At 71.9% G+C, this 22810-nt stretch carries 19 protein-coding genes and 1 pseudogene; 16 read left to right on the top strand and 4 right to left on the bottom strand.

Annotation, left to right across the window (positions count from 1 at the left end; genetic code table 11):
* The first annotated feature begins 33 nt into the window (after positions 1 to 33).
* The 12 genes and pseudogenes from FB455_RS01810 (at position 34) to FB455_RS01865 (ending at position 14337) form a co-directional block, all read left to right on the top strand.
* Complete coding sequence (locus tag FB455_RS01810) at positions 34 to 810, top strand: helix-turn-helix transcriptional regulator (protein ID WP_013287448.1); 777 nt, start codon at positions 34 to 36, stop codon at positions 808 to 810.
* Positions 807 to 2237, top strand: a complete 1431-nt coding sequence (sufB, locus tag FB455_RS01815; protein WP_013287447.1) for a Fe-S cluster assembly protein SufB — start codon at positions 807 to 809, stop codon at positions 2235 to 2237. Before FB455_RS01810 ends, sufB begins: the two co-directional genes overlap by 4 nt.
* Before the next feature lie 59 nt (positions 2238 to 2296).
* Positions 2297 to 3439: a Fe-S cluster assembly protein SufD gene (gene sufD, locus FB455_RS01820; RefSeq protein ID WP_030274179.1), complete on the top strand. Its 1143-nt coding sequence runs from the start codon at positions 2297 to 2299 to the stop codon at positions 3437 to 3439.
* Positions 3439 to 3783 (top strand): non-heme iron oxygenase ferredoxin subunit, encoded by a 345-nt coding sequence (locus FB455_RS01825; protein ID WP_013287445.1) that lies wholly within the window; start codon positions 3439 to 3441, stop codon positions 3781 to 3783. Before sufD ends, FB455_RS01825 begins: the two co-directional genes overlap by 1 nt.
* Entirely contained in the window at positions 3783 to 4556 is a 774-nt protein-coding gene (gene sufC, locus FB455_RS01830) for a Fe-S cluster assembly ATPase SufC (RefSeq protein ID WP_013287444.1), read from the top strand. The genes FB455_RS01825 and sufC overlap by 1 nt, the downstream gene beginning before the upstream one ends.
* A gap of 8 nt (positions 4557 to 4564) precedes the next feature.
* Positions 4565 to 5869: a cysteine desulfurase gene (locus FB455_RS01835; RefSeq protein WP_013287443.1), complete on the top strand. Its 1305-nt coding sequence runs from the start codon at positions 4565 to 4567 to the stop codon at positions 5867 to 5869.
* Positions 5869 to 6342: a Fe-S cluster assembly sulfur transfer protein SufU gene (sufU, locus tag FB455_RS01840; RefSeq protein WP_013287442.1), complete on the top strand. Its 474-nt coding sequence runs from the start codon at positions 5869 to 5871 to the stop codon at positions 6340 to 6342. Before FB455_RS01835 ends, sufU begins: the two co-directional genes overlap by 1 nt.
* The gene (locus FB455_RS01845; protein WP_013287441.1) at positions 6339 to 6785 is read left to right on the top strand and encodes a metal-sulfur cluster assembly factor; all 447 of its coding nucleotides are present in this window, start codon (positions 6339 to 6341) and stop codon (positions 6783 to 6785) included. The genes sufU and FB455_RS01845 overlap by 4 nt, the downstream gene beginning before the upstream one ends.
* A 667-nt stretch (positions 6786 to 7452) precedes the next feature.
* A pseudogene (locus tag FB455_RS01850) lies at positions 7453 to 8177 on the top strand (LysE family transporter).
* A 350-nt stretch (positions 8178 to 8527) separates the two neighbouring features.
* Complete coding sequence (locus FB455_RS01855; protein ID WP_486481486.1) at positions 8528 to 12232, top strand: reprolysin-like metallopeptidase; 3705 nt, start codon at positions 8528 to 8530, stop codon at positions 12230 to 12232.
* A gap of 85 nt (positions 12233 to 12317) precedes the next feature.
* Positions 12318 to 12956, top strand: coding sequence for an acVLRF1 family peptidyl-tRNA hydrolase (locus FB455_RS01860; RefSeq protein ID WP_049794838.1), 639 nt, complete (start codon positions 12318 to 12320; stop codon positions 12954 to 12956).
* A 163-nt stretch (positions 12957 to 13119) separates the two neighbouring features.
* Positions 13120 to 14337 carry an RCC1 domain-containing protein gene (locus tag FB455_RS01865; protein ID WP_013287437.1) on the top strand — a complete coding sequence of 406 codons (1218 nt, stop codon included), beginning with the start codon at positions 13120 to 13122 and terminating at the stop codon, positions 14335 to 14337.
* A gap of 70 nt (positions 14338 to 14407) precedes the next feature.
* Here FB455_RS01865 and ypfJ read toward each other — a convergent pair whose 3' ends face one another.
* Positions 14408 to 15322, bottom strand: a complete 915-nt coding sequence (gene ypfJ / locus FB455_RS01870; RefSeq protein ID WP_013287436.1) for a KPN_02809 family neutral zinc metallopeptidase — start codon at positions 15320 to 15322, stop codon at positions 14408 to 14410.
* Between the two features lie 247 nt (positions 15323 to 15569).
* Here ypfJ and FB455_RS01875 point away from each other — a divergent pair, with 247 nt between their 5' ends.
* Complete coding sequence (locus FB455_RS01875; RefSeq protein ID WP_013287435.1) at positions 15570 to 17177, top strand: ABC-F family ATP-binding cassette domain-containing protein; 1608 nt, start codon at positions 15570 to 15572, stop codon at positions 17175 to 17177.
* Between the two features lie 108 nt (positions 17178 to 17285).
* On the opposite strand, the gene FB455_RS01880 is transcribed toward FB455_RS01875, so the two are convergent.
* Positions 17286 to 17888: a cadmium resistance transporter gene (locus FB455_RS01880; RefSeq protein ID WP_230650820.1), complete on the bottom strand. Its 603-nt coding sequence runs from the start codon at positions 17886 to 17888 to the stop codon at positions 17286 to 17288.
* 304 nt (positions 17889 to 18192) lie between these two features.
* Here FB455_RS01880 and FB455_RS01885 point away from each other — a divergent pair, with 304 nt between their 5' ends.
* From FB455_RS01885 to FB455_RS01895, 3 genes are all read left to right on the top strand, one after another.
* Positions 18193 to 18420, top strand: coding sequence for a helix-turn-helix domain-containing protein (locus FB455_RS01885; RefSeq protein WP_007072022.1), 228 nt, complete (start codon positions 18193 to 18195; stop codon positions 18418 to 18420).
* Between the two features lie 43 nt (positions 18421 to 18463).
* Positions 18464 to 19231 (top strand): enoyl-CoA hydratase/isomerase family protein, encoded by a 768-nt coding sequence (locus FB455_RS01890; RefSeq protein ID WP_013287433.1) that lies wholly within the window; start codon positions 18464 to 18466, stop codon positions 19229 to 19231.
* 132 nt (positions 19232 to 19363) lie between these two features.
* Positions 19364 to 21349: an ABC transporter ATP-binding protein gene (locus FB455_RS01895; RefSeq protein ID WP_145752143.1), complete on the top strand. Its 1986-nt coding sequence runs from the start codon at positions 19364 to 19366 to the stop codon at positions 21347 to 21349.
* Here the strand turns inward: FB455_RS01895 and mug are convergent.
* Together mug and FB455_RS01905 are read right to left on the bottom strand one after the other, a co-directional pair.
* Entirely contained in the window at positions 21346 to 21966 is a 621-nt protein-coding gene (gene mug / locus FB455_RS01900) for a G/U mismatch-specific DNA glycosylase (protein WP_145751934.1), read from the bottom strand. The genes FB455_RS01895 and mug overlap by 4 nt on opposite strands.
* A 58-nt stretch (positions 21967 to 22024) precedes the next feature.
* Complete coding sequence (locus FB455_RS01905) at positions 22025 to 22786, bottom strand: SDR family oxidoreductase (protein WP_030274204.1); 762 nt, start codon at positions 22784 to 22786, stop codon at positions 22025 to 22027.
* Between the last annotated feature and the right edge of the window lie 24 nt (positions 22787 to 22810).

Here is a 22810-nt window from a genome sequence, read left to right on the forward strand (position 1 = left end):
CAGGCCCTCGGCGAATTACGTAACGTTGCTGTTGTGAAAAACGCGGCGGCGCTCTCCCGAACGCCGGTGACCGGTCCGGTCGCCGGTGGCTCGCGCGCACGTCGCGGCGTACGGCCCGGCGAGCGGGAGACCGCTCCGGCCGACCTGTCGACCCGCGACCGGGTCACCCAGCTGCTGCTGGAGCGTGGCCCCACCACCGCCGCGCAGCTCGGCTCGGCGCTCGGCCTGAGCCCGGCCGCGATCCGCCGCCACCTCGACGCGATGCTCGCCGACGGTGACGTGGTCGCCCGCGACCAGACCGTCCGCGGCAGCCGCGGGCGCGGCCGCCCGGCCAAGGTCTTCGCGCTCACCGAGGCGGGCCGCGGTCGCTGCGGCACCCACCACTACGACAACATGGCCACCGCCGCGCTGCGGTGGATCGCCCGCACCGGCGGCACCGAGGCGGTCGCGGCGTTCGCGGCCGAGCAGGTCTCCGCGCTGGAGGCCCGCTGCCGGTCGGCCATGGAGGACGCCGGAGACGCCCCGCTCGCGCGGGCGGAGGCGCTCGCCGGCGCGCTGACCGCCGAGGGTTACGCTGCCAACGCGTCCACGATCGCCTCCGGCGGCCAGCTCTGCCAGCACCACTGCCCGGTGGCGCACGTGGCCGCCGAGTTCCCTCAGCTGTGCGAGGCCGAGACCGAAGTGATCTCCCGTCTGGTCGGCACTCACGTACAGCGCCTGGCCACCATCGCGCACGGCGACGGCGTGTGCACCACGCACATTCCCGCCCAGTCCGGTTCCACCGTCACCACTGTGAGGACAGATAGATGACCGAGCAGATCGTCCAGCCCCTGACCCAGGAGGAGCAGCTCGCGGCCCTCGGCCGTTACGAGTACGGCTGGGCCGACCCCGACGTCGCCGGGGCGTCCGCCCAGCGCGGCCTCAGCGAGGCGGTGGTGCGGGACATCTCGGCCAAGAAGAACGAGCCGGCCTGGATGCTCGACCTGCGGCTCAAGGGCCTGCGGCTGTTCGGCCGCAAGCCGATGCCGAACTGGGGCGCCGACCTCACCGGGATCGACTTCGACAACATCAAGTACTTCGTGCGGTCCACCGAGAAGCAGGCCACCTCCTGGGAGGACCTGCCCGAGGACATCAAGAACACCTACGACAAGCTCGGCATCCCGGAGGCGGAGAAGCAGCGCCTGGTCGCCGGTGTCGCGGCGCAGTACGAGTCCGAGGTGGTCTACCACCAGATCCGTGAGGACCTGGAGGAGCAGGGTGTCGTCTTCCTGGACACGGACACCGCGCTCAAGGAGCACGAGGACCTGTTCAAGGAGTACTTCGGCACGGTGATCCCGGTCGGCGACAACAAGTTCGCCGCGCTGAACACCTCCGTCTGGTCCGGTGGCTCGTTCATCTACGTGCCGAAGGGCGTGCACGTGGACATCCCGCTGCAGGCCTACTTCCGGATCAACACGGAGAACATGGGCCAGTTCGAGCGGACGCTGATCATCGTCGACGAGGGCGCGTACGTGCACTACGTCGAGGGTTGCACCGCGCCCATCTACTCCTCCGACTCGCTGCACAGCGCCGTCGTGGAGATCATCGTCAAGAAGAACGCCCGGTGCCGGTACACGACCATCCAGAACTGGTCGAACAACGTCTACAACCTGGTCACCAAGCGCGCCGTGTGCCACGAGGGCGCGACCATGGAGTGGGTCGACGGCAACATCGGCTCCAAGGTCACCATGAAGTACCCGGCGGTCTACATGACCGGCGAGCACGCCAAGGGCGAGGTGCTCTCGGTGGCCATGGCCGGCGAGGGCCAGCACCAGGACGCCGGCGCCAAGATGGTGCACGCCGCGCCGCACACCTCCTCGACCATCGTGTCGAAGTCGATCGCCCGGGGCGGCGGCCGCACCTCGTACCGCGGTCTGGTGCAGGTGCTGGAGGGCTCGACCAGCAGCAAGAGCACGGTCAAGTGCGACGCGCTCCTGGTCGACACGATCTCCCGCTCCGACACCTACCCGTACGTCGACATCCGCGAGGACGACGTGTCGATGGGGCACGAGGCGACCGTCTCCAAGGTCAGCGAGGACCAGCTCTTCTACCTGATGAGCCGGGGCCTGAGCGAGGACGAGGCGATGGCGATGATCGTGCGCGGCTTCATCGAGCCGATCGCCAAGGAGCTCCCGATGGAGTACGCGCTGGAGCTCAACCGCCTGATCGAGCTGCAGATGGAGGGCGCGGTCGGCTGACGCCGGCCGCCCACCCTCCGACTCACTGACACCTCGTCGCAGAACAGACCAAGGAAGAGATGACTACCCAGGCTTCCGCGCCGCCCACGACCAAGTCGCAGGCGCTCCGCTCGTACGACGTCGCCGACTTCCCGGCCCTGACCGGCCTGGAGGAGGAGTGGCGCTTCACCCCGCTCAAGCGCCTGCGCGGCCTGACCGGGTCGGCGCAGGGCGCGACCGGCGCGGTCCGGCATGAGTACGGTGACCTGCCCGAGGGCGTCACCGTCGACCGGATCGGCCGGGACGACCCCCGGGTGGGCAGCGTGCTCACCCCGTTCGACCGGGTCAGCGCGCTCGCGTACGGCGGGGCCGACGGCGCGCTGCTGGTGCGCGTCGACCGCGACGCGGTGGTGGAGCAGCCGGTGCGCCTGCGGGTGGTCGGCGAGAACGCCGAGACGCTCGCCTTCGGTCACACGTTCGTCGAGGTGGACCGGTTCGCCGAGGCCACAGTGGTGATCGAGCACGTCGGCTCGGCCACGCTGGCCGACAACGTCGAGGTGACTGTGGGCGACGGGGCGAAGCTGACCCTGGTCACCGTCGCCGACTGGGCCGACGACGCGGTGCAGGCGCAGCACCTCAAGGTACGGCTGGGCCGCGACGCCCGGATCCTGCACGTGCAGGTCAGCCTCGGCGGCGACCTGGTCCGGCAGTACACGTCGGTGGAGTACACCCAGCGCGGCGGCGAGGCCGAGCTGTACGGCGTCTACTTCGCCGACTCCGGCCAGCACCTGGAGCACCGGCAGCTGGTCGACCACACCGTGCCGGACTGCCGCAGCAACGTCGGCTACCGGGGTGCGCTGCAGGGCGACGACGCGCACACGGTCTGGGTCGGCGACGTGCTGATCCGCGCCGAGGCGACTGGTACCGACACGTACGAGATCAACCGGAACCTGCTGCTCACCGACGGCGCGCGGGCCGACTCCGTACCCAACCTGGAGATCGAGACCGGCGAGATCGCCGGCGCCGGGCACGCCAGCGCGACCGGCCGGTTCGACGACGAGCAGCTGTTCTACCTGATGGCCCGGGGCATCCCGGAGGCCGAGGCGCGGCGCCTGGTGGTGCGCGGCTTCTTCGCCGAGCTGATCAACAAGATCCCGGTCGAGGACCTGCGCGAGCGCCTCGGCGACGCCATCGAGGCGCGGCTGGCGAAGGCCGGCGCCTGATGCTCAAGATCTGCTCCACCGAGGACGTGCCGAAGGGCACCGTGATCAGCGCCGACGTGGACGGCGTGCAGGTCGCGATCGTGCACGGCGAGGACGACGTGTTCTACGCGGTGCACGACGAGTGCTCGCACGCCGCCGTGGCGCTGTCCGAGGGCGAGGTCGAGGGCTGCACGCTGGAATGCTGGCTGCACGGATCCCGTTTCGACCTGCGTACCGGTGAGCCCACCGGGCTGCCCGCGACCGAACCCGTACCCGTCTATCCCGTCGAAGTCCGCGACGGCGACATCTACCTTTCCGTGGACGGCGACGGCCGTCCGCTGCCGAGCAATGGAGTGACCCGCTGATGAGCACCCTGGAGATCCGCGACCTGAAGGTGTCGGTCAAGCTGCCCGAGGGTGAGCTCAAGCCGATCCTGCACGGGGTCGACCTGACCGTGCGCTCCGGCGAGACGCACGCCATCATGGGCCCGAACGGCTCCGGCAAGTCCACGCTGGCGTACTCGATCGCCGGTCACCCGAAGTACGAGATCACCGGCGGCGAGGTGACCCTCGACGGCGAGGACGTGCTGTCCATGTCCGTCGACGAGCGGGCCCGCGCCGGCCTCTTCCTGGCCATGCAGTACCCGGTCGAGGTCCCCGGCGTGTCGGTGGCCAACTTCCTGCGTACCGCCAAGACCGCCATCGACGGCGAGGCGCCGAAGCTGCGCACCTGGGCCGGCGAGCTGCGCGGCGCCATGGAGAAGCTCCAGATGGACCCGGCGTTCGCCCAGCGCAACGTCAACGAGGGCTTCTCCGGCGGCGAGAAGAAGCGGCACGAGATCGTGCAGCTGGAGCTGCTCAAGCCGAAGATGGCGATCCTCGACGAGACCGACTCCGGCCTGGACGTGGACGCGCTGCGCGTGGTCAGCGAGGGCGTGAACCGGGTGCGCGACACCGGCGACACCGGCCTGCTGCTGATCACCCACTACACGCGCATCCTGCGCTACATCAAGCCGGACTTCGTGCACGTCTTCGTGGCCGGCCGGATCGTCGAGCAGGGCGGCCGGGAGCTGGCCGACAAGCTCGAGGAAGAGGGCTACGAGCGGTACGTCGCCGGGGCCGGCGCGGCGCGGGCCTGAGACTCGACATGACCTCGATGGCCATCCCGGCGGGCATGCCGCAGTACGACGACGTGCCGCGCTTCGACGTGGCGAAGGTGCGGGCCGACTTCCCGATCCTCGACCGGGAGGTCAACGGTCACCCGCTCGTCTACCTGGACAGCGCGAACACCTCGCACAAGCCGCGGCAGGTGCTCGACGTGCTCGCCGAGCACTACGCGCTGCACAACGCCAACGTGTCGCGCTCGGTGCACACGCTGGGCACCGAAGCGACCGAGGCGTACGAGGGCGCGCGGGCGAAGATCGCCGCGTTCATCAACGCGCCGAGCGTGGACGAGGTGGTGTTCACCAAGAACTCCACCGAGGCGATCAACCTCGTGGCGTACGCGTTCTCCAACGCCTCGCTGCGCGCGGACGGTGACCCGCGGTTCCGGCTCGGCCCCGGCGACGAGATCGTGATCTCCGAGATGGAGCACCACTCGAACATCGTCCCGTGGCAGTTGCTGGCGGAGCGTACCGGCGCGACGCTGCGCTGGTTCCCCGTCACCGACCAGGGCCGGCTCGACGAGTCCGGCCTGGACGACCTGGTCACCGAGCGGACGAAGATCGTCTCGCTGGTGCACATGTCGAACATCCTGGGCACCGTCAACGCCACCTCGCGGATCACCGCGCGGGTCCGCGAGGTCGGCGCGCTGCTGCTGCTCGACTGCTCGCAGTCGGTGCCGCACCTGCCGATGGACGTGGTCGGCTACGACGCCGACTTCATCGTCTTCACGGGGCACAAGATGTGCGGGCCGACCGGCATCGGCGTGCTCTGGGGCCGGGGCGAGCTGCTCGCCGCGATGCCCCCGGTGATGGGTGGCGGCTCGATGATCGAGACGGTGACGATGGCGGGCTCGACGTTCGCCGCGCCGCCGGCCCGGTTCGAGGCGGGCACCCCGCCGATCGCCGAGGCGGTGGCGCTCGGCGCGGCCGTGGACTACCTCACCGCGATCGGCATGCCGGCTGTTCAGTGGCACGAGAAGGAACTGACGGCGTACGCGCTCGATGCCCTCGCCACAGTGCCGGACCTGCGGATCTTCGGCCCGACGGTGCCTGTCGGCCGGGGCGGGACGATCTCGTTCGCGCTCGGTGACGTGCACCCGCACGACGTCGGGCAGGTGCTCGACTCGCTCGGCGTGCAGGTGCGGGTGGGCCACCACTGCGCCAAGCCGGTGTGCACCCGCTTCGGGGTGCCGGCCACGACTCGGGCGTCGTTCTACCTCTACACCACCACCGCGGAGATCGACGCCCTGGTGGCGGGTCTGGAGCGGGTGCGGAAGGTGTTCCAGTGATGCAGCTCGAATCCCTCTACCAGGAGATCATCCTGGACCACTACAAGCACCCGCACGGCCGTGGCCTGCGGGAGGCGGCGGATCCGGCCGCCCGGGTCGGCGAGGCGCACCACGTCAACCCGACCTGCGGCGACGAGATCACCGTGCGGGTGGCGACCGACGGCAGCGTGTTCACCGACATCTCGTACGACGGGATGGGCTGCTCGATCAGCCAGGCGTCGGCGAGCATCCTGCACGAGCTGCTGCGCGGCAAGGCCGCGAGCGACGCCGCTGTGGTGCACGAGGCGTTCGTGGAGTTGATGTCCGGGCGGGGCCAGGTCACGCCGGACGAGGACGTGCTCGGAGACGGGGTGGCGTTTGCGGGTGTCGCGCGCTACCCGGCCCGGGTGAAGTGCGCGCTGTTGTCGTGGATGGCGTTCAAGGACGCCGCGGCACGCGCCGGGGTGGGCGTGAGCCCGGAGGTGAAGGCATGAGCGACGAGAACATGACCTCGGAGACCGGCGCGGTGGCGACCGACGGCACGGTTGCCGGTGGCGCGGCCGTCAACGGAGCTGACGGTGCGGCCGCGGGTGCGGCGGCGCCGGCCGGCGGCAAGGCCGCGATCGGTGACATCGAGGAGGCGATGAAGGACGTCGTCGACCCCGAGCTGGGCATCAACGTGGTCGACCTCGGCCTGGTGTACGGCGTCCACGTCGACGACGAGAACGTCGCCACCCTGGACATGACGCTGACCTCGGCGGCCTGCCCGCTGACCGACGTGATCGAGGACCAGGCGCGGCAGGCGCTGACCACCGGTCCCGGCGGCGGCCTGGTCAACGACATCCGGATCAACTGGGTCTGGCTGCCGCCGTGGGGCCCCGACAAGATCACCGACGAGGGGCGCGACCAGCTCCGCTCGCTCGGCTTCAACGTCTGACCGTTCTCCCGGTCACCGCAACGGGCGCGGCACCCCTGCCAAGGGGTTGCCGCGCCCGTAGTGTCTGCGGGCTTGATCGACACCGTTACGCCGAAGTGGTGTGGTCGGAGTGGCTCTGATGCCGCCACCTCGGCGTAGTGGTGTCGATCAAGGTGGGCTGACGGCACTGCCATCGGCGGCGGGGCGAGGAACGGCGAGATCTTGGTACGAAATTGCCCCTTGGGTGGCCGTTTCCTTCCGAGACCTCCTCGCCTCCCTCATGCCGGGATCCGGCCCCCTCGTTGTGGGAAACGTCCGCCTTTTCGGCTTGATCGACACCGTTACGCCGAAGTGGTGTGGTCGGAGTCGCTCTGATGCGGCCACATCGGCGTAGTGGTGTCGATCAAGGTGGGCCGACGGCACCGCCGCCGGCGGCGGGGCGAGGAACGGCGAGATCTTGGTATGAGATCGCCCCCGAGGAGGCAGATTCGTACCAAGATCTCCAGCCCAGCCCAGCCGCGGGGTGCGCGTGCGGGCGCGCGGGAAAAGCGGTCGCGGAGTGAGGGAGCCGGGTGCAGGATGAGCGGGTGATCGAGGCGTACCCGAAGCAGGCTCCTGTCCGTGCGGCCACCGCCGCGCGTCGACAGCGCACCCTGCCCTCGGCCGCCTCGGCCCATCACCCGTCGTCGTGACCGGGGCGTTCCTGGCCGGCCTGGTCGCCGGCTACGGCGTCGCCATTCCGGTCGGCGCGATCGCGATCCTCATTCTCGGACTCAGCGCGCGTACCTCGTTCCGGGTCGGTGCGGCGGCGGCACTCGGCGTGGCCAGCGCCGACGGTCTCTACGCGGCGCTGGCGGCGCTCGGCGGGGCCGCGGTGGCGAGCGGGCTCGCGCCGTTCGCGGGTCCGCTGCGGCTGGTCGCCGCGGGGGTGCTGCTGGCTCTCGCCGGCCTCACCGCCCGGCGCGCGCTGCGTCCACCGGCCACCACGCATCCGCCGAGCCCGTCGGCCACCACGCACCCGCCGAGCCCGTCGGTCACCACGCACCCGCCGGGCCCGCGGCCACCACGCACCCGTCGGGCACGACGCAGGAGCCGCGCGCGCGGGGTGGTCTGGACACGCCGGTGCGCGCGTTCGCCGCGGTTCTCGCGCTGACCCTGCTCAACCCGGCCACTGTGGTCTACTTCGTGGCGCTCGTCCTCGGCCGGGGTGACGTGCTCGGCTCCGGTCCGGCGGGCGCCGCCGCCTTCACCGCCGGGGTCTTCCTCGCGTCGGCGAGCTGGCAGTTGCTGATCGCCGGGGGCGGCACGCTGATCGGCCGGGCCCTCACCGGTCCCCGTGGGCGGCGGGTCACCGCGCTGCTGTCCAGCGTCATCATCGCGGCTCTCGCGGTCGCCACTGTGCTCGGCGTCTGACCGACGGGGACGGCCCGACATGCCGGGCCGATGACGGGGCCGTTCGTGATCCGTCACCGGGGGATCGGCCGAACCGGCAGTCCCGGGCGGCGGAAAGATCCATTCCCGGCCCGGCGTCCGACCGCAGGTGTCCTCGGCCGTCAGGCCGGCCGGCTCGCCCTTGCGAAGCGCGGATCTCGCAGGCCGGGACGGCGCGGATCACCGTCCAGGTAGAACCGCATCGTCTTTCCGGTTGATGTTCGAGGTCGCGAGTGGTCCTAGGGTCACGGAACGATCCGTGGACCGTTCACGTACGCCCGGTCATCCCCGCCGGTCGTGCATCAGTCCACACCCGACCGCAGGGAGAAGACTTGAGGATCACCCTGGGGCGTCCGCCGCGCCACCGGCAACCCGCCGGCCGGGCTCGGCGCGGACGGACCGCTGCCCTCCTCGTCGCCGCGCTGGCCGCGGCGACACTTCCCGTTCTCGCCGCGCCCGCGCCCGTCTCCGCCGCACCCGCTGTCCACGGACCGTGGCAGAAGGTGGACGGCAAGCCGGCCGCTACCAAGGCGGGCCGCAAGGCCGCCGTCAAGGCCAAGCGGCTGACCGCGTACAAGCTGGACCGCGGCAGCATGAAGGGCCTGCTGGACAAGGCCCCGGCCGAGAAGCGCGTCGCGGTGGCCCGCGTGGCGAAGCAGGTGGTGTCGCTGCCCGCTCCGGACGGCACGTTCCAACGGTTCGAGCTGGTCGACTCGCCGGTCATGGAGGCGGGCCTGGCCGCGAAGCACCCGGAGATCACCACGTACGCCGGCAAGGGCCTGGACGACCCGACCGCGACCATCCGGGCGGACCTCACCCCGCTCGGGTTCCACGCCTCGGTCCGCTCGGCCGAGGGCAACTGGTACATCGACCCGTACTACCAGCGCGACCAGAGCCTGTACGCGAGCTACTTCGCCCGCGACCTGGAGCACCCGGAGGGCGAGTTCGTCGAGCGTGAGGACGTCACGCAGGAGGCGCACGCGCTGGCCGAGGAGATCGCCGAGGCGGAGGTGCCGGCCGGGCCGCTGGTGAAGCTGCGCACCTACCGGGTGGCGCTGGTGACCGACCCGTCGTACGCCACCTACTTCGGCGCGGAGAACGTCACCGCCGCGAAGGTGACGCTGATGAACCGGGTCACCCAGATCTACGAGGACGAGACCGCGATCCGGCTCGTCCTGATCAACGACACCGACAAGACCAACCTGAACACGCCGGCCCGGGCCACCGAGCCGAACGGCCCGTGCGGCGCGGCGGCCTGCTTCACGCCGGCGCAGCTCACCTCCTGCGGCGGCGGCACGCTCAGCCGTAACCGGATCGTGCTCGGCCAACTCGTCGGCGCGAGCAACTACGACGTGGGCCACGTCGGCCTGGGCGTCAACGGCGGCGGTGTGGCCAGCCTCGGCGTGATCGGCGGCAACGGCAAGGCGCAGGGCTGCACCGGCCTGCCGACACCGGTCGGCGACTTCTACGCGGTCGACTACGTCTCGCACGAGATGGGTCACCAGTTCGCCGGCAACCACACCTTCAACGGCACGCAGTACAACTGCTCGGGCGGCAACCGCAGCGCGGCCAACTCGTACGAGCCGGGCAGCGGTTCGTCGATCATGGCGTACGCGGGCATCTGCCAGCAGGACAACCTCCAGCCGCACAGCGACCCGTACTGGTCGCACCGCAGCTACACCGAGATCACCAACTACGTCACGTCGAACCGCCCGGCGATCAACGAGGTGCAGAACGTCTCGCTGTACGGGTTCGACGCCGACGGTGACTCGTTCACCGTCCGCTACGCGGGCGCCGACTCGGCGCCGATCGTGCGGGGCGTCAACTACACCACCGCCGGCATCAAGGCCGCCGTCGAGGGCATCGCCGGCTGGCCGGCCGGCGCGACGGTCACGGTGGCCGCGTTCGGTGGCAGCGGCACGCTCAACGACAACGGCTTCCAGGTGACCTTCGGTGGCACGCTGGCGACCACGAACGTGGCGTCGCTGGAGCTGACGAACGCCTCCGGCGCCTCCGGGTTCGTCGGCGAGACGGCCAAGGGCGGCGCCGTCGACAACGGCGGCTGGCTGGTCGAGGAGACCTCCAACCACGCCCCGGTGGTCACCGTCCCGGACACCGTCACCATCCCGGTGCGGACGCCGTTCGCGCTGACCGGCAGCGCCACCGACGCCGACGGGGACACTGTCACGTACCTGTGGGAGCAGAACGACAGGGGCGCCACGACCGGCACCGCGCTGACGAACAACACGAAGGTCAACGGTCCGCTGTTCCGGGTGTTCAGCGAGGCGGCGATCGTGTCGCCGACCGACACGCTGAAGTACTACTCGCCGGGTCTGAACTCGGTCACCACCGACTCGACCCGGGTCTTCCCCGACATGAGGCAGATCCTGGCCGGCAACACCAACGCCGCCACCGGCACCTGCCCGGCGGCCCCGGCACCGCCGGCCACCGGTGGCGCCTCGAACGTGCCGGCCGGGCTGGTCGACTGCTACTCGGAGTTCCTGCCCACCCGCGACTGGGTCGGCATCGCCGGTGACCGGACCCTGCACTTCAAGCTCACCGCCCGGGACGGGCGGCTGGGTGGCGGCGGCATCGGCAGCGCCGACGTCGCCGTGGTGCTGGCACCGGACGCGGGTCCGTTCCTGGTGACCTCCCAGGACACCGCCGCGGTCCTGGACGGCGGCTCGACCCGGACCGTGACGTGGGACGTCGCCGGCACCGACGTGGCGCCGGTGAACGCCGCGCAGGTGAAGATCTCGCTGTCCGCCGACGGCGGGCTGACCTTCCCGTACGTGCTGGCCGAGCAGACCGCCAACACCGGCACCGCGACTGTGACGCTGCCGAACGTGGCGACCGAGAAGGCCCGGATCAAGATCGAGGCCGTCGGAAACGTCTTCTTCGACGTCAACGACGCCGACTTCACCATCCGGTCCGCCCCGGTCGTCACCAGCACCGCCCCCGGCGGTGGCGTGAGCGTGCAGTACAGCGACGCGCTCTCGCCGGCCGTCACCGTCACCGCGACCGACGGCGACACCACCGGCGCGGACCTGACCGCCGCCGCCACCGGGCTGCCCGCCGGCCTGTCCCTGGCCGTCACGAGCACCTCGGCGACGGACGCCCGTCCGGGTACGCGTACCTGGACGGGCGCCGGCACGACCACGGCGGCCCCGGGTGACTACCCGGTCACCGTGACCGTGTCCGACGGCTCCGGGCTGACCGGCAGCACCTCGTTCACCGTCACCGTCGCCGCCGAGGACGCGGCGGTCAGCTGGGCCGGTGACACGCTCGTGAACACCGCGACCGGCGGCGCGTCCGGCCAGGCGCTGCTACGGGCCGTGCTCCGGGACGGCTCGGTGCTGCCCGGCGCCACGGACACCACAGCCGGTGACATCCGTACCGCCACAGTCACCTTCACCAGGGACGGCGTGACGCTGTGCACCGCCGTGCCGGCCCTGCTCGGCACGGCCACCACCACCGCGTCCGCGGCGTGCACGGCCACCCTGCCGAAGGGCACGCACACCGTCACCGCGACGGTGGGCGGCAACTACACGGGCAGCACCACCGCCCAGGTCACGGTCGCCGTCTCCGACGGCGGGTTCCTCACCGGCGGCGGCGAGTTCACCGCCACCCGCTCGGCGGGGACCTACCCGGCCGACGTGAACTCCACAGTCGAGGTGGAGCTGAACGCGAAGCCGGGCAAGGCGAACAAGCCCGCCACGGGCAGGGCCGAGGTCGAGTTCCGCTCCGGCGGGAAGTCGTACACGATCAAGGCCGGCACCGTCGACGCGCTCGGCGTCACCTCGGCGGGCCGGACCGCCCAGGTGCGCTACCAGGCCGCCCTGTACGACAACAAGGGCAAGCTGGTGGCCTCCGGCCTGACCCTGGCCGTGACGGTGACCGACCGGGGCGCCCCCGGTAGGAACGACACCGTCGGGGTCACGCTGTGGAAGGGCGGCTCCCTGCTCTTCTCGTCCGACTGGACGGGCGGCGCGACCGCCGAGGTCAAGCTGAAGGGCGGCAACCTCACCGTCCACTGATCCACGCGGTTGACGCGGGAGGGCACCGGCAGCGGTGTCCTCCCGCGTTGCGTTCCCGGGTCCGTCGATGGCGTACCGTCGGGCCATGAGCAGCCGACCCGCCGCCGGGGGCGGCCGGTGGGTCGAGGTCGACCCCGGCCGCGTCGCCCGCTGGGTCGAGGGTTTCACCGGCCGGCACGGCCCGCCGACGACGACCGCGCAGGAGTACGGGCTCCTGCTCACCGCCCCGGACGGCGCCACCGCCGAGCTGCACACCCCGCCCGGCGCGAGCGCGTCGGCGGACGTACCCGGATTCGTCGCCTCCGCCACGGCGGCCCGCCGGCTCGGCCTGTTGCTGGCCCGCAAGGGCGCTGTCGCGGTCGGCGTCGCCGACGGCACCGACCTGGTGGTCTCCAAGGTGGACACCCGGTACGTGCAGGGGCGTACCGCGGCGGGCGGCTGGTCCCAGCAGCGGTTCGCCAGGCGGCGCGACAACCAGGCGAAGGCCGCCCTGGGCGACGCGGCCGAGCTGGCCGTACGCCTGCTGTTGCCGGAGGCGGGCACGCTGGCGGCGCTGGTGTGCGGCGGCGACCGGCGCGCGGTGGACACGGTGCTGGCCGACCGGCGGCTGGCCCCGCTCGCGGCACTGCGCGCGCCGCGCCTGCTCGACGTGCCGGAGCCCCGGCACGCGGTGCTGGTGGCGGCAGTCGCCGCCGCCCGGGCGGTCCACATCCTGGTCCGCTGAACAGGAAAGATCACCTCAAGACGGCGCAATCCCGCTCGTCGATGATGCATCGAATCGACTCGATGCATAAGGTCGGTGTCATGAAGCGGCGGGTCTCCGGGCGACCCGCAGGGCCAGCTTCGCCTCCGCCATCACGCCGACATCGTTGGGAGAGAACAACTTCATGAGCGGATATCAGGACGGCCGGCTGCGGACCCGGTGGCGCCGTGCGACGAGGCTCCTCGTCGCGGCGGCGGCGATGAGCGCCGGAAGCCTCGTGCTCACCGCGACACTGACGGCCGGCACGGCGAACGCGGCCGCCGGCCCGGTCGAGCGCGCCGCGCTCGCCGCGCCCGCAGTCACCAGCGTCACCGCGGGCGGGGCGCACACGTGCGCGATCAGCACCGACGGGGGACTGTGGTGCTGGGGCTCGAACTACGGCGGCCAGCTCGGCGACGGGACCACCACGAACCGCAGCGCCCCGGCGCGGGTCGGCACCGCCACCTGGACGAATGTCGACGCCGGCTCCGGGCACACCTGCGCGGTCCGCACGGACGGGACGCTGTGGTGCTGGGGCTCGAACTTCCGGGGCCAGCTCGGCGACGGCACCACCACCAGCCGCAGCGCCCCGGTGCAGGTCGGCACCGCGACCAGCTGGGCCAGAGTCGACGCCGGCCCCTCGCACACCTGCGGGATCCGCACCGACGGCACGCTCTGGTGCTGGGGATTCAACCGGACCACGCAGCTGGGCGTCGGCGCCTCGCCGTACGTCGCCAACACCCCGTTGCGGGTCGGCACGGCGACCGACTGGGTGAGCGTCTCGACCGGCTTCGGGCACACCTGCGGTATCCGGACCGGCGGCACGCTCTGGTGCTGGGGGTCCAGCTCGGACGGCCAGCTCGGCCTGGGCAACCTGGCGCCCCAGACGGCGCCCGCGCAGGTCGGCACCACGACCGGGTGGACCGGCGTCGCGGCCGGGTACGCGCACACGTGCGGGGTCCGTTCCGGCGCGCTGTGGTGCTGGGGTGAGAACGGATACGGGCAGCTCGGCGTGAGCGGCACGTACCGTACCGCGCCGGTGCAGATCGGCACCGTCACCACGTGGAGCCGGATCGCCGCCAGCAGCGATACGTCCTGCGCGTCGCGTACGGACGGCAGCGTGTGGTGCTGGGGCAAGAACTCGGCCGGACAGGTGGGCGACGGCAGCACCACCCACCGGTCCGCGCCCGCCCAGGTCGGCACGGCCACCACCTGGACCGGCGGCCTCGCGGTCACCGACCACGGCTGCGGGATCCGCACCGACGGCGGCCTGTGGTGCTGGGGTGACAACAGCGGTGGCCAGCTGGGCGACGGGACGACTGTCAACCGGTCCACCCCGGGTCAGGTGACCCTGCCCGCCTGACCGGCCCGGTCAACGGCACCGGCCCGCACCGCTGACCTGGTCAGCGGTGCGGGCCGGTGCGCGGAGCGGCTCAGGCCCCCGAACCGAAGGTGTCGCAGGACTTCGGGTCGCCGGTGGTGAAGCCCTTGGTGAACCACTGCTTGCGCTGCTCCGAGCTGCCGTGGGTGAACTCGTCCGGGTTCACCGGCCGGCCGGACCGCTGCTGGATCGCGTCGTCGCCGATCTTCTCGGCGGTGTCGATGGCCTGCGAGATGTCCTGCTCGGTGATGCTGGTGAAGATCTTCTGCCCCTTGTCGTCGGCGGTGCCGGTGGCGTTCTTCGCCCAGGCCCCGGCGTAGCAGTCGGCCTGGAGTTCCAGCTTGACCGAGAGCGCGTTCGCGCTCTGCGGGTCGCGCTGCTGCTGGCGGCGCATCTGCGCCTCGGTGCCGAGCAGGTCCTGCACGTGGTGGCCGTACTCGTGGGCCAGCACGTACGGCTGGGCGAACTCGCCCTCCGCGCCGAGCTGATCGGCGAGCAGCTTGTAGAAGCTGAGGTCGATGTAGACCAGGTCGTCGGCCGGGCAGTAGAACGGGCCCACGCCCGAGTCGGCAGCGCCGCAGGCGGTGCTCACGTTCTGGCTGAAGAACACCGTCTTCGACGGCCGGTACTGCTCGCCGAACGCCTCCGGCATGGCGGTACGCCAGTACGCCTGGATCGAGTTGACGTAGAGCGCGTTGCGGCAGTCGAGCTGCTTCAGCGCGTCCTGCGCCGAGCACTTCTGCTCCAGCGAGGTGTTGTCGCCCTGCTCGGAACCGCCGCCGTTGGTGGCGGCGTTGAGGCCGAACCCGCCGCCCACCAGGGCGACGAGCACGGCGATGATGATGCCCACGATCCCGCCCCGGCCGCCGCCGATCGGGATCGGAATGCCCATCCCGCCGCCCCCGCCGGACCCTCGCCGGTCGTCCACCTGGCTGGTGTCGACCCGCGCGTTCTCGTTCAGCTCCATGTTGACCCCGATCACCGATGTGTCCGTATGTGGTGGTTGCGGTACCGGACCGGGTCCGGACGGCGGTTTCCGTACCCGATGATCTTGCACGGTAATCCGGGGGAGTGGCCCCGCGGAGCCCGGTACACTTGCCCCCGTGCTGCGCTGCGAAGGCTGAACGGCCCCGCGCCGACGGGAAATCACCACCCGCCGGCGCTTTCGCGTGCCCTGAGTCAGCCCTTCCGGACCCGAGAGCGAGTACTCCGAGATGATCACTGCCACCGGCCTGGAACTGCGCGCCGGTTCCCGGATCCTGCTGTCCGACACCACCCTGCGGGTGCAGCCGGGGGACCGGATCGGCCTGGTCGGCCGCAACGGCGCCGGCAAGACCACCACGCTCAAGGTGCTCGCCGGGGAGGGACAGCCGTACGGCGGCCAGATCGACCGGCGCAGCGCCATCGGCTACCTGCCGCAGGACCCACGTACCGGTGACCTGGACGTCACCGGCCGGGACCGGGTGCTCTCCGCCCGTGGCCTGGACGTGCTCATGGCGCAGATGAAGGAGCTGGAGGACAAGCTCGCCGAGGGCGCCGACGACGAGCGGCTGGTCCGCCGCTACGGCGCGCTGGAGGACCAGTTCGCCTCGCTCGGCGGCTACGCGGCCGAGGCCGAGGCGGCCCGGATCTGCGCCAACCTCGGCCTGCCCGACCGCGCCCTGGCGCAGACCATCGGCACGCTCTCCGGCGGTCAGCGCCGCCGCATCGAGCTGGCCCGGATCCTGTTCCGCGACGCCGGCGAGAACGGCGGCGGCATCCTGCTGCTCGACGAGCCCACGAACCACCTCGACGCCGACTCGATCACCTGGCTGCGCGGCTTCCTCGCCAACCACAAGGGCGGCCTGATCGTGATCTCCCACGACGCCTCGCTGCTGGAGGCGGTGGTCAACAAGGTCTGGTTCCTGGACGCCACCCGGTCCGTGGTCGACACGTACAACCTGGGCTGGAAGGCGTACCTGGAGGCGCGGGAGACCGACGAGCGGCGCCGCCGCCGGGAGCGGGCCAACGCCGAGAAGAAGGCCGGCGCGCTGATGGCGCAGGCGGACAAGATGCGGGCCAAGGCCACCAAGACCGTCGCCGCGCAGAACATGGCCCGGCGCGCCGAGCGCCTGCTCTCCGGCCTGGACGAGGTCCGCGTCGCGGACAAGGTCGCGAAGGTACGGTTCCCGAGCCCCGCGCCGTGCGGCAAGACGCCGCTGACCGCGAACGGCCTGTCGAAGTCGTACGGGTCGCTGGAGATCTTCACCGACGTGAACGTGGCTGTGGACCGGGGTTCCCGGGTGGCCATCCTCGGCCTCAACGGCGCCGGCAAGACCACGCTGCTGCGGATGCTCGGCGGGCTGCTGGAGCCGGACACCGGCGAGGTACGCCCCGGGCACGGGCTGCGGCTGGGCTACTACGCCCAGGAGCACGAGACGCTCGACGTGGACCGGACGATCCTGGAGCACATGCGCAGCGCCGCGTCCGACCAGACCGACACCGACCTGCGCAAGATCCTCGGCGCGTTCCTGTTCTCCGGCGAGGACGTGGACAAGCCGGCCGGTGTGCTCTCCGGCGGCGAGAAGACCCGGCTGGCGCTGGCCACGCTGGTCTGCTCCGGTGCCAACGTGCTGCTGCTGGATGAGCCGACGAACAACCTCGACCCGGTCAGCCGCGAGCAGGTGCTCGACGCGATCGCCCGCTACCCGGGTGCGATCGTGCTGGTCACGCACGACCCGGGCGCGGTCACCGCGCTCAAGCCGGACCGCGCCATCCTGCTGCCCGACGGCGACGAGGACGCCTGGTCCGACGACCTGCTGGAGCTGGTGGAGCTGGCCTGACCCCCCACCCCCTTTCTTGCCGGTCGATCATGAAGTTGACGGCACTTCTGGAGATCCAGATCGCCGTCAACTTCATGATCGACGGGGTGGGGCGGGTGGGGCGGGCGGTCAGGGCAGGAGGGCGGCCAGGTGGGGGAGGACGCCGGAGGTGAGCAGGATGGTCGCGCCGATGGCGATGAAGATCGCCGGGACCAGCCAGTGGCCGGCGCGGCCGACCAGCGCCACCACCCGGGGGTGCCCGCCGAGCGCGGCGGCGACCGCGCACCACACGGCCACCAGCACGGCGAACACCAGCAGCCAGATCAGCCCGGTGACCGGGTCGAGGGCGCGGAACACCGGCACGTAGACGGCGATGTTGTCGGCGCCGTTCGCGATCGTCACCCCGGCGACGCCGAGCAGGCTGCCGACCACCGCCGGCGGTTCGTCGTCGTCGCGCCGGGTCAGCAGCGCGCGGACGCCGAGCGCGACCGGCAGCAACCCGAGCAGGCCGGGCCACGGATCCGGCACCACGAGCAGCCCGGCGGCGGCCACCACCGCGACCGCGACGAGCGCGCCGATGCCCGCGTACTGCCCGGCGACGATCTGCCAGGGCCGGGGCCGGCCGTTGTGCCGGGCCGCCACGAACAGCACGGTGAGCACGACGATGTCGTCGAGGTTGGTGGCGGCGAACACGCCGGCCGCACCCGCCGCGGCCGTGATCACGTCGAACACCCCGGGCACGATACGGCCCCCGCGCACCCGTCATCCGCATGATCCACACCAGCTCGCCGAACTGGAGGTGTCCGGAGCGCGGCGATGCCGCCACTTCGCCGAAGTGGCGCCGACGGGTTCGTCCGGCGGGTTCGTCCGGCGGGCCGGTACGGATCAGCCGGCCGGAAGGATCACTCTATCGGGAAGCTGACATTGCGTAGCGTGTCGGTTGGCGAATAGTTGATATCTGGCGCATGATCGTCCGAGGCGGTCTAATAGGTGGGACCGTATCCGAACCGCACAGTCTGGGACGTGAGGAATCAGCATGGCAGCCACCGGCACAGCCACCAGCACTGAGAAGGGTCGCCGGATCGTCGGGGCCGAGCGTCAGACGCTCGCCAAAGACCTGGTAAAGCGGTACACCGGCGGAGAGAGCATCCGTGCTCTGGCGGCCTCGACCGGCCGTTCCTACGGGTTCATCCACCGGGTGCTCACCGAGTCCGGGGTGCAGCTGCGGCAGCGCGGCGGCGCCCGGCGCCGGAAGAAGGCGTGACCCGCCCCCCAGCGTCGTCCATCAGCGCGTTCCGGGGTGTCCGGTGACCGCCGAGACGACCGGAGTGCGCTTCGACTGCGACGGGCCGGTCGCGACGGTGACGTTGTGCCGGCCCGACGTGCTCAACGCCCAGACCCCGGCGATGTGGCGCGCGATGAGCGACTTCTCCCGCGACCTGCCCGGCGACGTACGCGTCGTCGTCGTACGCGGAGAGGGGCGCGCCTTCTCCGCGGGCCTGGACCTGGCGGTCGCCGGTGCGACCGGGCCGGGCTCCTTCGCCGAGCTGGCCGCGATGCCGGAGGCGGAGTGCGCCGACCGGATCGCCGGCTATCAGGACGGTTTCACCTGGCTGCACCGGCCGGACGTGGTGTCGATCGCCGCGGTTCAGGGCCACGCCATCGGCGCCGGCTTCCAGCTGGCGCTGGCCTGCGACATGCGGGTGCTCGCCGCCGACGCGAAGCTCTCGATGGCCGAGGTGACCCTCGGCCTGGTTCCCGACCTGGCCGGCACGCGCCGCCTGGTCGAGCTGGTCGGCTACTCCCGGGCGCTGGAGATCTGCGCCACCGGCCGGCGGATGGACGCCGCCGAGGCGGACCGGATCGGTCTGGCCACGCTCGTGGTGCCGAACGACGAGCTGGACGGCGCGGTGCGTGATCTCTCCGCCGGGCTGCTCGCCAACAACCGGGACGCGATCATCGAGATCAAGGCGCTGCTCGCGGGCGCGGCCGTGCGCTCGCACGCCGAGCAGCAGCGCGCCGAGCGCGAGGCGCAGACCCGGCGGATCCGGGACCTGGCCGGGCGGGGCGAATAGCCGGTACGGCGATTTCGTAAGGACCGTTCGGGAAGATCCGGGTTACTCGCGAGGTTGTCACAGGCGTCGGGAGAATGGACTCCGACGGTTCATGCTGCCCCGACGACCCGGAGGTGACGAGTGTCCCACCCGATGGCCGGCGGCGGCATGGGCGGCTGGAGCATGCTCCGGTCGCTGCGTAACCGTGACGAGGTCTCCGCCCACGAGCTCAAGCGCGGCACCGCCCGGCGGATCGTCGCGTTCGCCCGGCCCTACCGGCGCGACATCGTCGTCTTCCTGATCACCGTGATCGTCGCCGCTGTGATCGGCGTGGCCACGCCGCTGCTCGCCGGCGACGTCATCGACGCGATCGCCGGGGGCGGCCCGGACGCCCGCTCGACAGTGGTCCGGCTCGCCCTGATCATCGCCGCGCTCGCCGTGGCCGACGCGCTGTTCTCCCTGGTCCAGCGGTGGTATTCGGCCCGCATCGGCGAGGGCATCATCCTCGACCTGCGCACCCGGGTGTACGACCACGTCCAGCGGATGCCGTTGCAGTTCTTCACCCGCACCCAGACCGGCGCCCTGGTCAGCCGGCTCAACAACGACGTGCTCGGCGCCCAGCGCGCGTTCACCTCGACGCTGTCCGGCGTGGTCAGCAACGTCATCCAGCTCGTGCTCACCGCCGGGGCGATGCTCGTGCTGTCCTGGCAGATCACCGTGATGGCGCTGGTGCTGCTGCCGATCTTCATCATCCCGGCCCGCCGGGTCGGCCGGCGGCTGGCCGAGATCACCCGCGAGTCGTACAACCTCGACGCCAAGATGAACGCCACGATGACCGAGCGGTTCGGCGTCGCGGGCGCGCTCCTGGTCAAGCTGTTCGGCGCGCCGGAGGTGGAGGCCGACCGGTTCGCCCGCCGGGCCGAGCGCGTACGCGACATCGGCATCCAGTCCGCGATGTACTCGCGGACGTTCTTCGTCGCGATGCTGCTCGTCGCGTCGCTGGCCCAGGCGCTGACGTACGGCGTGGGCGGCTGGCTGGCGGTCACCGGGGCGGTCAGCGCCGGCACCGTCGTCAAGCTCGCGTTGCTGCTGACCCGGCTCTACGGCCCGCTGACCGCGCTGTCCAACGTCCGGGTCGACGTGATGAGCGCGCTCGTCTCCTTCGACCGGGTCTTCGAGGTGCTCGACCTGCGCCCGTCCATCGCCGAGAAGCCCGACGCGGTGCCGGTGCCGCGCGGCAACGGCCGGGTCGAGTTCCGCGACGTGCGCTTCCGCTACCCGAGCGCCGCCGAGGTGTCGCTAGCCTCCCTGGAGGAGGTCTCGACCCTCGACCGCACGGTGAACGAGCCGGTGCTCAGGGGCGTCTCGTTTGCCGTCGAGCCGGGGCAGATGGTGGCCCTGGTCGGCCCCTCCGGGGCGGGCAAGTCGACGCTGTCCATGCTGATCTCCCGGATCTACGACGTCAGCGACGGTCAGGTGCTGGTCGGTGGCGTCGACGTGCGGGACGCGACGCTCGCCTCGCTGCGCGACGAGATCGGCGTGGTCACCCAGGACTCGCACCTGTTCCACGAGACGATCCGGGAGAACCTGCGCTACGCCAAGCCCGACGCCACCGACGACGAGATCTGGGCGGCGCTGGCCGGCGCGCAGGTCGCCGACCTGGTCCGGGCGCTGCCGGACGGGCTCGACACGACGGTCGGCGAGCGGGGCTACCGCTTCTCCGGCGGCGAGAAGCAGCGCATCGCCATCGCCCGGCTGCTGCTCAAGGCCCCGTCGATCGTGATCCTCGACGAAGCCACCGCCCACCTGGACTCGGAGAGCGAGGCCGCGGTGCAGCGGGCGTTGTCCGTGGCGCTGACCGGGCGTACCGCGCTGGTGATCGCGCACCGGCTCTCCACAGTGCGCGACGCCGACCAGATCCTCGTGCTCGACGAGGGCCGGATCGTGGAGCGTGGCCGGCACGACGAGCTGGTGGCGGTCGGCGGCCTGTACGCCGAGCTGTACCGCACCCAGTTCGCGGTCACCGACTCGCCGCCGGCGCCCCACACCGAGGCCGAGCAGCCCGAGCCGGTGGTGACCACGGTGCCGATGGGCACCTACGTCGCCCACGAGGCCATGCCCCCGGCGGCCGCCAACTAGCCCGCGGTGACCGCGGCGCGCAGCTCGGCGAACGCGGCGCCGAGCGTCTCCGGCGTGAAGTGGGCGTTCAGGCCGCTCGGGTTGGGCAGCACCCAGAGCCGGGCCGCCGCGAGCGTCTCCGGCTGCGGCCCGAAACCGGCCTTCGGCCGGGCGAACCCGATCCGGTACGCGGTCACACCGACCACAGCCACCCAGCGCGGCCGGTAGCGCTCGACCTTCGCGGTGAGCGTGGCGGCGCCGTCGACGAGTTCGCCGGCGGTCAGTTCGTCGGCGCGGGCGCTGGCCCGGGCCACCATGTTGGTGATCCCGAGGCCCAGCGCCGGAAGCGTGTCCTGTTCGCTGGGGTGCAGCAGGCGTGGTGTGAAGCCGCCCCGGTGCAGGGCGGGCCAGAACCGGTTGCCCGGGCGGGCGAAGTGCCAGCCGGTGGCCGCCGACCACAGGCCCGGGTTGATGCCGACGAACAGCACGTCGAGGCCGGGCGCGATCACGTCGGGCAGCAGCCGGTCGGCCGCCGCGGCGAGCTGCTCGCGGCTGGGCCGGGGGTGGCGGCGGGCGGGCGTGCCCGGTCCGGGCGCGGCCTCGGGCCGCCCACCGGCCGGCCGCCGTCGATCGCTCACCGGCCCACCGTCCCGGGTGACCGGCCCGCCGCGGGAAGCCCGACCACCGCAGCCACCGTCACAGCCCGCGCAGCGCGCCGCCGTCGACCGGAACGGTGATCCCGGTGACGTACCCGGCGGCGGGGGAGAGCAGGAACGCGGCCACCCTGCCGAACTCCGCCGGGTCGCCGATGCGCCCGAGCGGGATCGCCGCCTCGGCCTGCGCGCGGGCCCGCTCGGGATCGCCGGAACCGGCAAGCAGCTCCCGGTTGCGGTCGGTCATGATCCGTCCCGGCAGCAGGCTGACCACGCGGACGCCGCGCGGGCCGAACTCGTCGGCCATGTCCTTGGCCACGCCTGCCAGACCCGGCCGCAGGCCGTTGGAGATGCCGAGGCCTGGTAGCGGTCCGCGTACCGAGGTGGACAGCACCAGCCCGATCGCGCCGCCGTCGGTGAGCGCTCCGGCCACCGTACGGGCGAGCCGGACGCTGCCCAGGAAGACGGTCTCGAACGACTCCCGCCACTGCTCGTCGGTGACGGTGGCGGCGGTGCCGGGCGGCGGGCCGCCGACCGAGATCAGCGCGCCGTCGAGGCGGCCGAAGTGTTCGCGGGCGGCGGCGACGAGCCGTTCCGGGGTGGCGGGGTCGGCGAGGTCGGCGGTCAGCCCGATCGCCCGCTGCGGGTCGCCGAGCGCCTCGATCGCGGCGGCCACCCGTTCCGGGGTACGCGCGGAGATGACCACCCGGGCACCGTCGGCGACGAGGTGTTCGGCGGTGGCGAAGCCGAGGCCGCCGGAGGCGCCGGTGAGCACGTACACCCGGTCGGCGAGTCCGAGATCCATGCACCGATCCTGCCGTACCGGCGG

This window comes from Micromonospora sp. CNZ296 (assembly GCF_007827635.1).

Coding starts and splice junctions, on each gene's coding strand:
- sufU (WP_013287442.1), top strand. CDS start 5,869: ATGCAGCTCGAATCCCTCTACCAGGAGATCATCCTGGACCACTACAAG.
- FB455_RS01895 (WP_145752143.1), top strand. CDS start 19,364: ATGGCCGGCGGCGGCATGGGCGGCTGGAGCATGCTCCGGTCGCTGCGT.
- FB455_RS01825 (WP_013287445.1), top strand. CDS start 3,439: ATGCTCAAGATCTGCTCCACCGAGGACGTGCCGAAGGGCACCGTGATC.
- sufB (WP_013287447.1), top strand. CDS start 807: ATGACCGAGCAGATCGTCCAGCCCCTGACCCAGGAGGAGCAGCTCGCG.
- FB455_RS01875 (WP_013287435.1), top strand. CDS start 15,570: ATGATCACTGCCACCGGCCTGGAACTGCGCGCCGGTTCCCGGATCCTG.
- FB455_RS01885 (WP_007072022.1), top strand. CDS start 18,193: ATGGCAGCCACCGGCACAGCCACCAGCACTGAGAAGGGTCGCCGGATC.
- sufD (WP_030274179.1), top strand. CDS start 2,297: ATGACTACCCAGGCTTCCGCGCCGCCCACGACCAAGTCGCAGGCGCTC.
- FB455_RS01865 (WP_013287437.1), top strand. CDS start 13,120: ATGAGCGGATATCAGGACGGCCGGCTGCGGACCCGGTGGCGCCGTGCG.
- ypfJ (WP_013287436.1), bottom strand. CDS start 15,322: ATGGAGCTGAACGAGAACGCGCGGGTCGACACCAGCCAGGTGGACGAC.
- FB455_RS01845 (WP_013287441.1), top strand. CDS start 6,339: ATGAGCGACGAGAACATGACCTCGGAGACCGGCGCGGTGGCGACCGAC.
- FB455_RS01835 (WP_013287443.1), top strand. CDS start 4,565: ATGACCTCGATGGCCATCCCGGCGGGCATGCCGCAGTACGACGACGTG.
- FB455_RS01860 (WP_049794838.1), top strand. CDS start 12,318: ATGAGCAGCCGACCCGCCGCCGGGGGCGGCCGGTGGGTCGAGGTCGAC.
- sufC (WP_013287444.1), top strand. CDS start 3,783: ATGAGCACCCTGGAGATCCGCGACCTGAAGGTGTCGGTCAAGCTGCCC.
- FB455_RS01905 (WP_030274204.1), bottom strand. CDS start 22,786: ATGGATCTCGGACTCGCCGACCGGGTGTACGTGCTCACCGGCGCCTCC.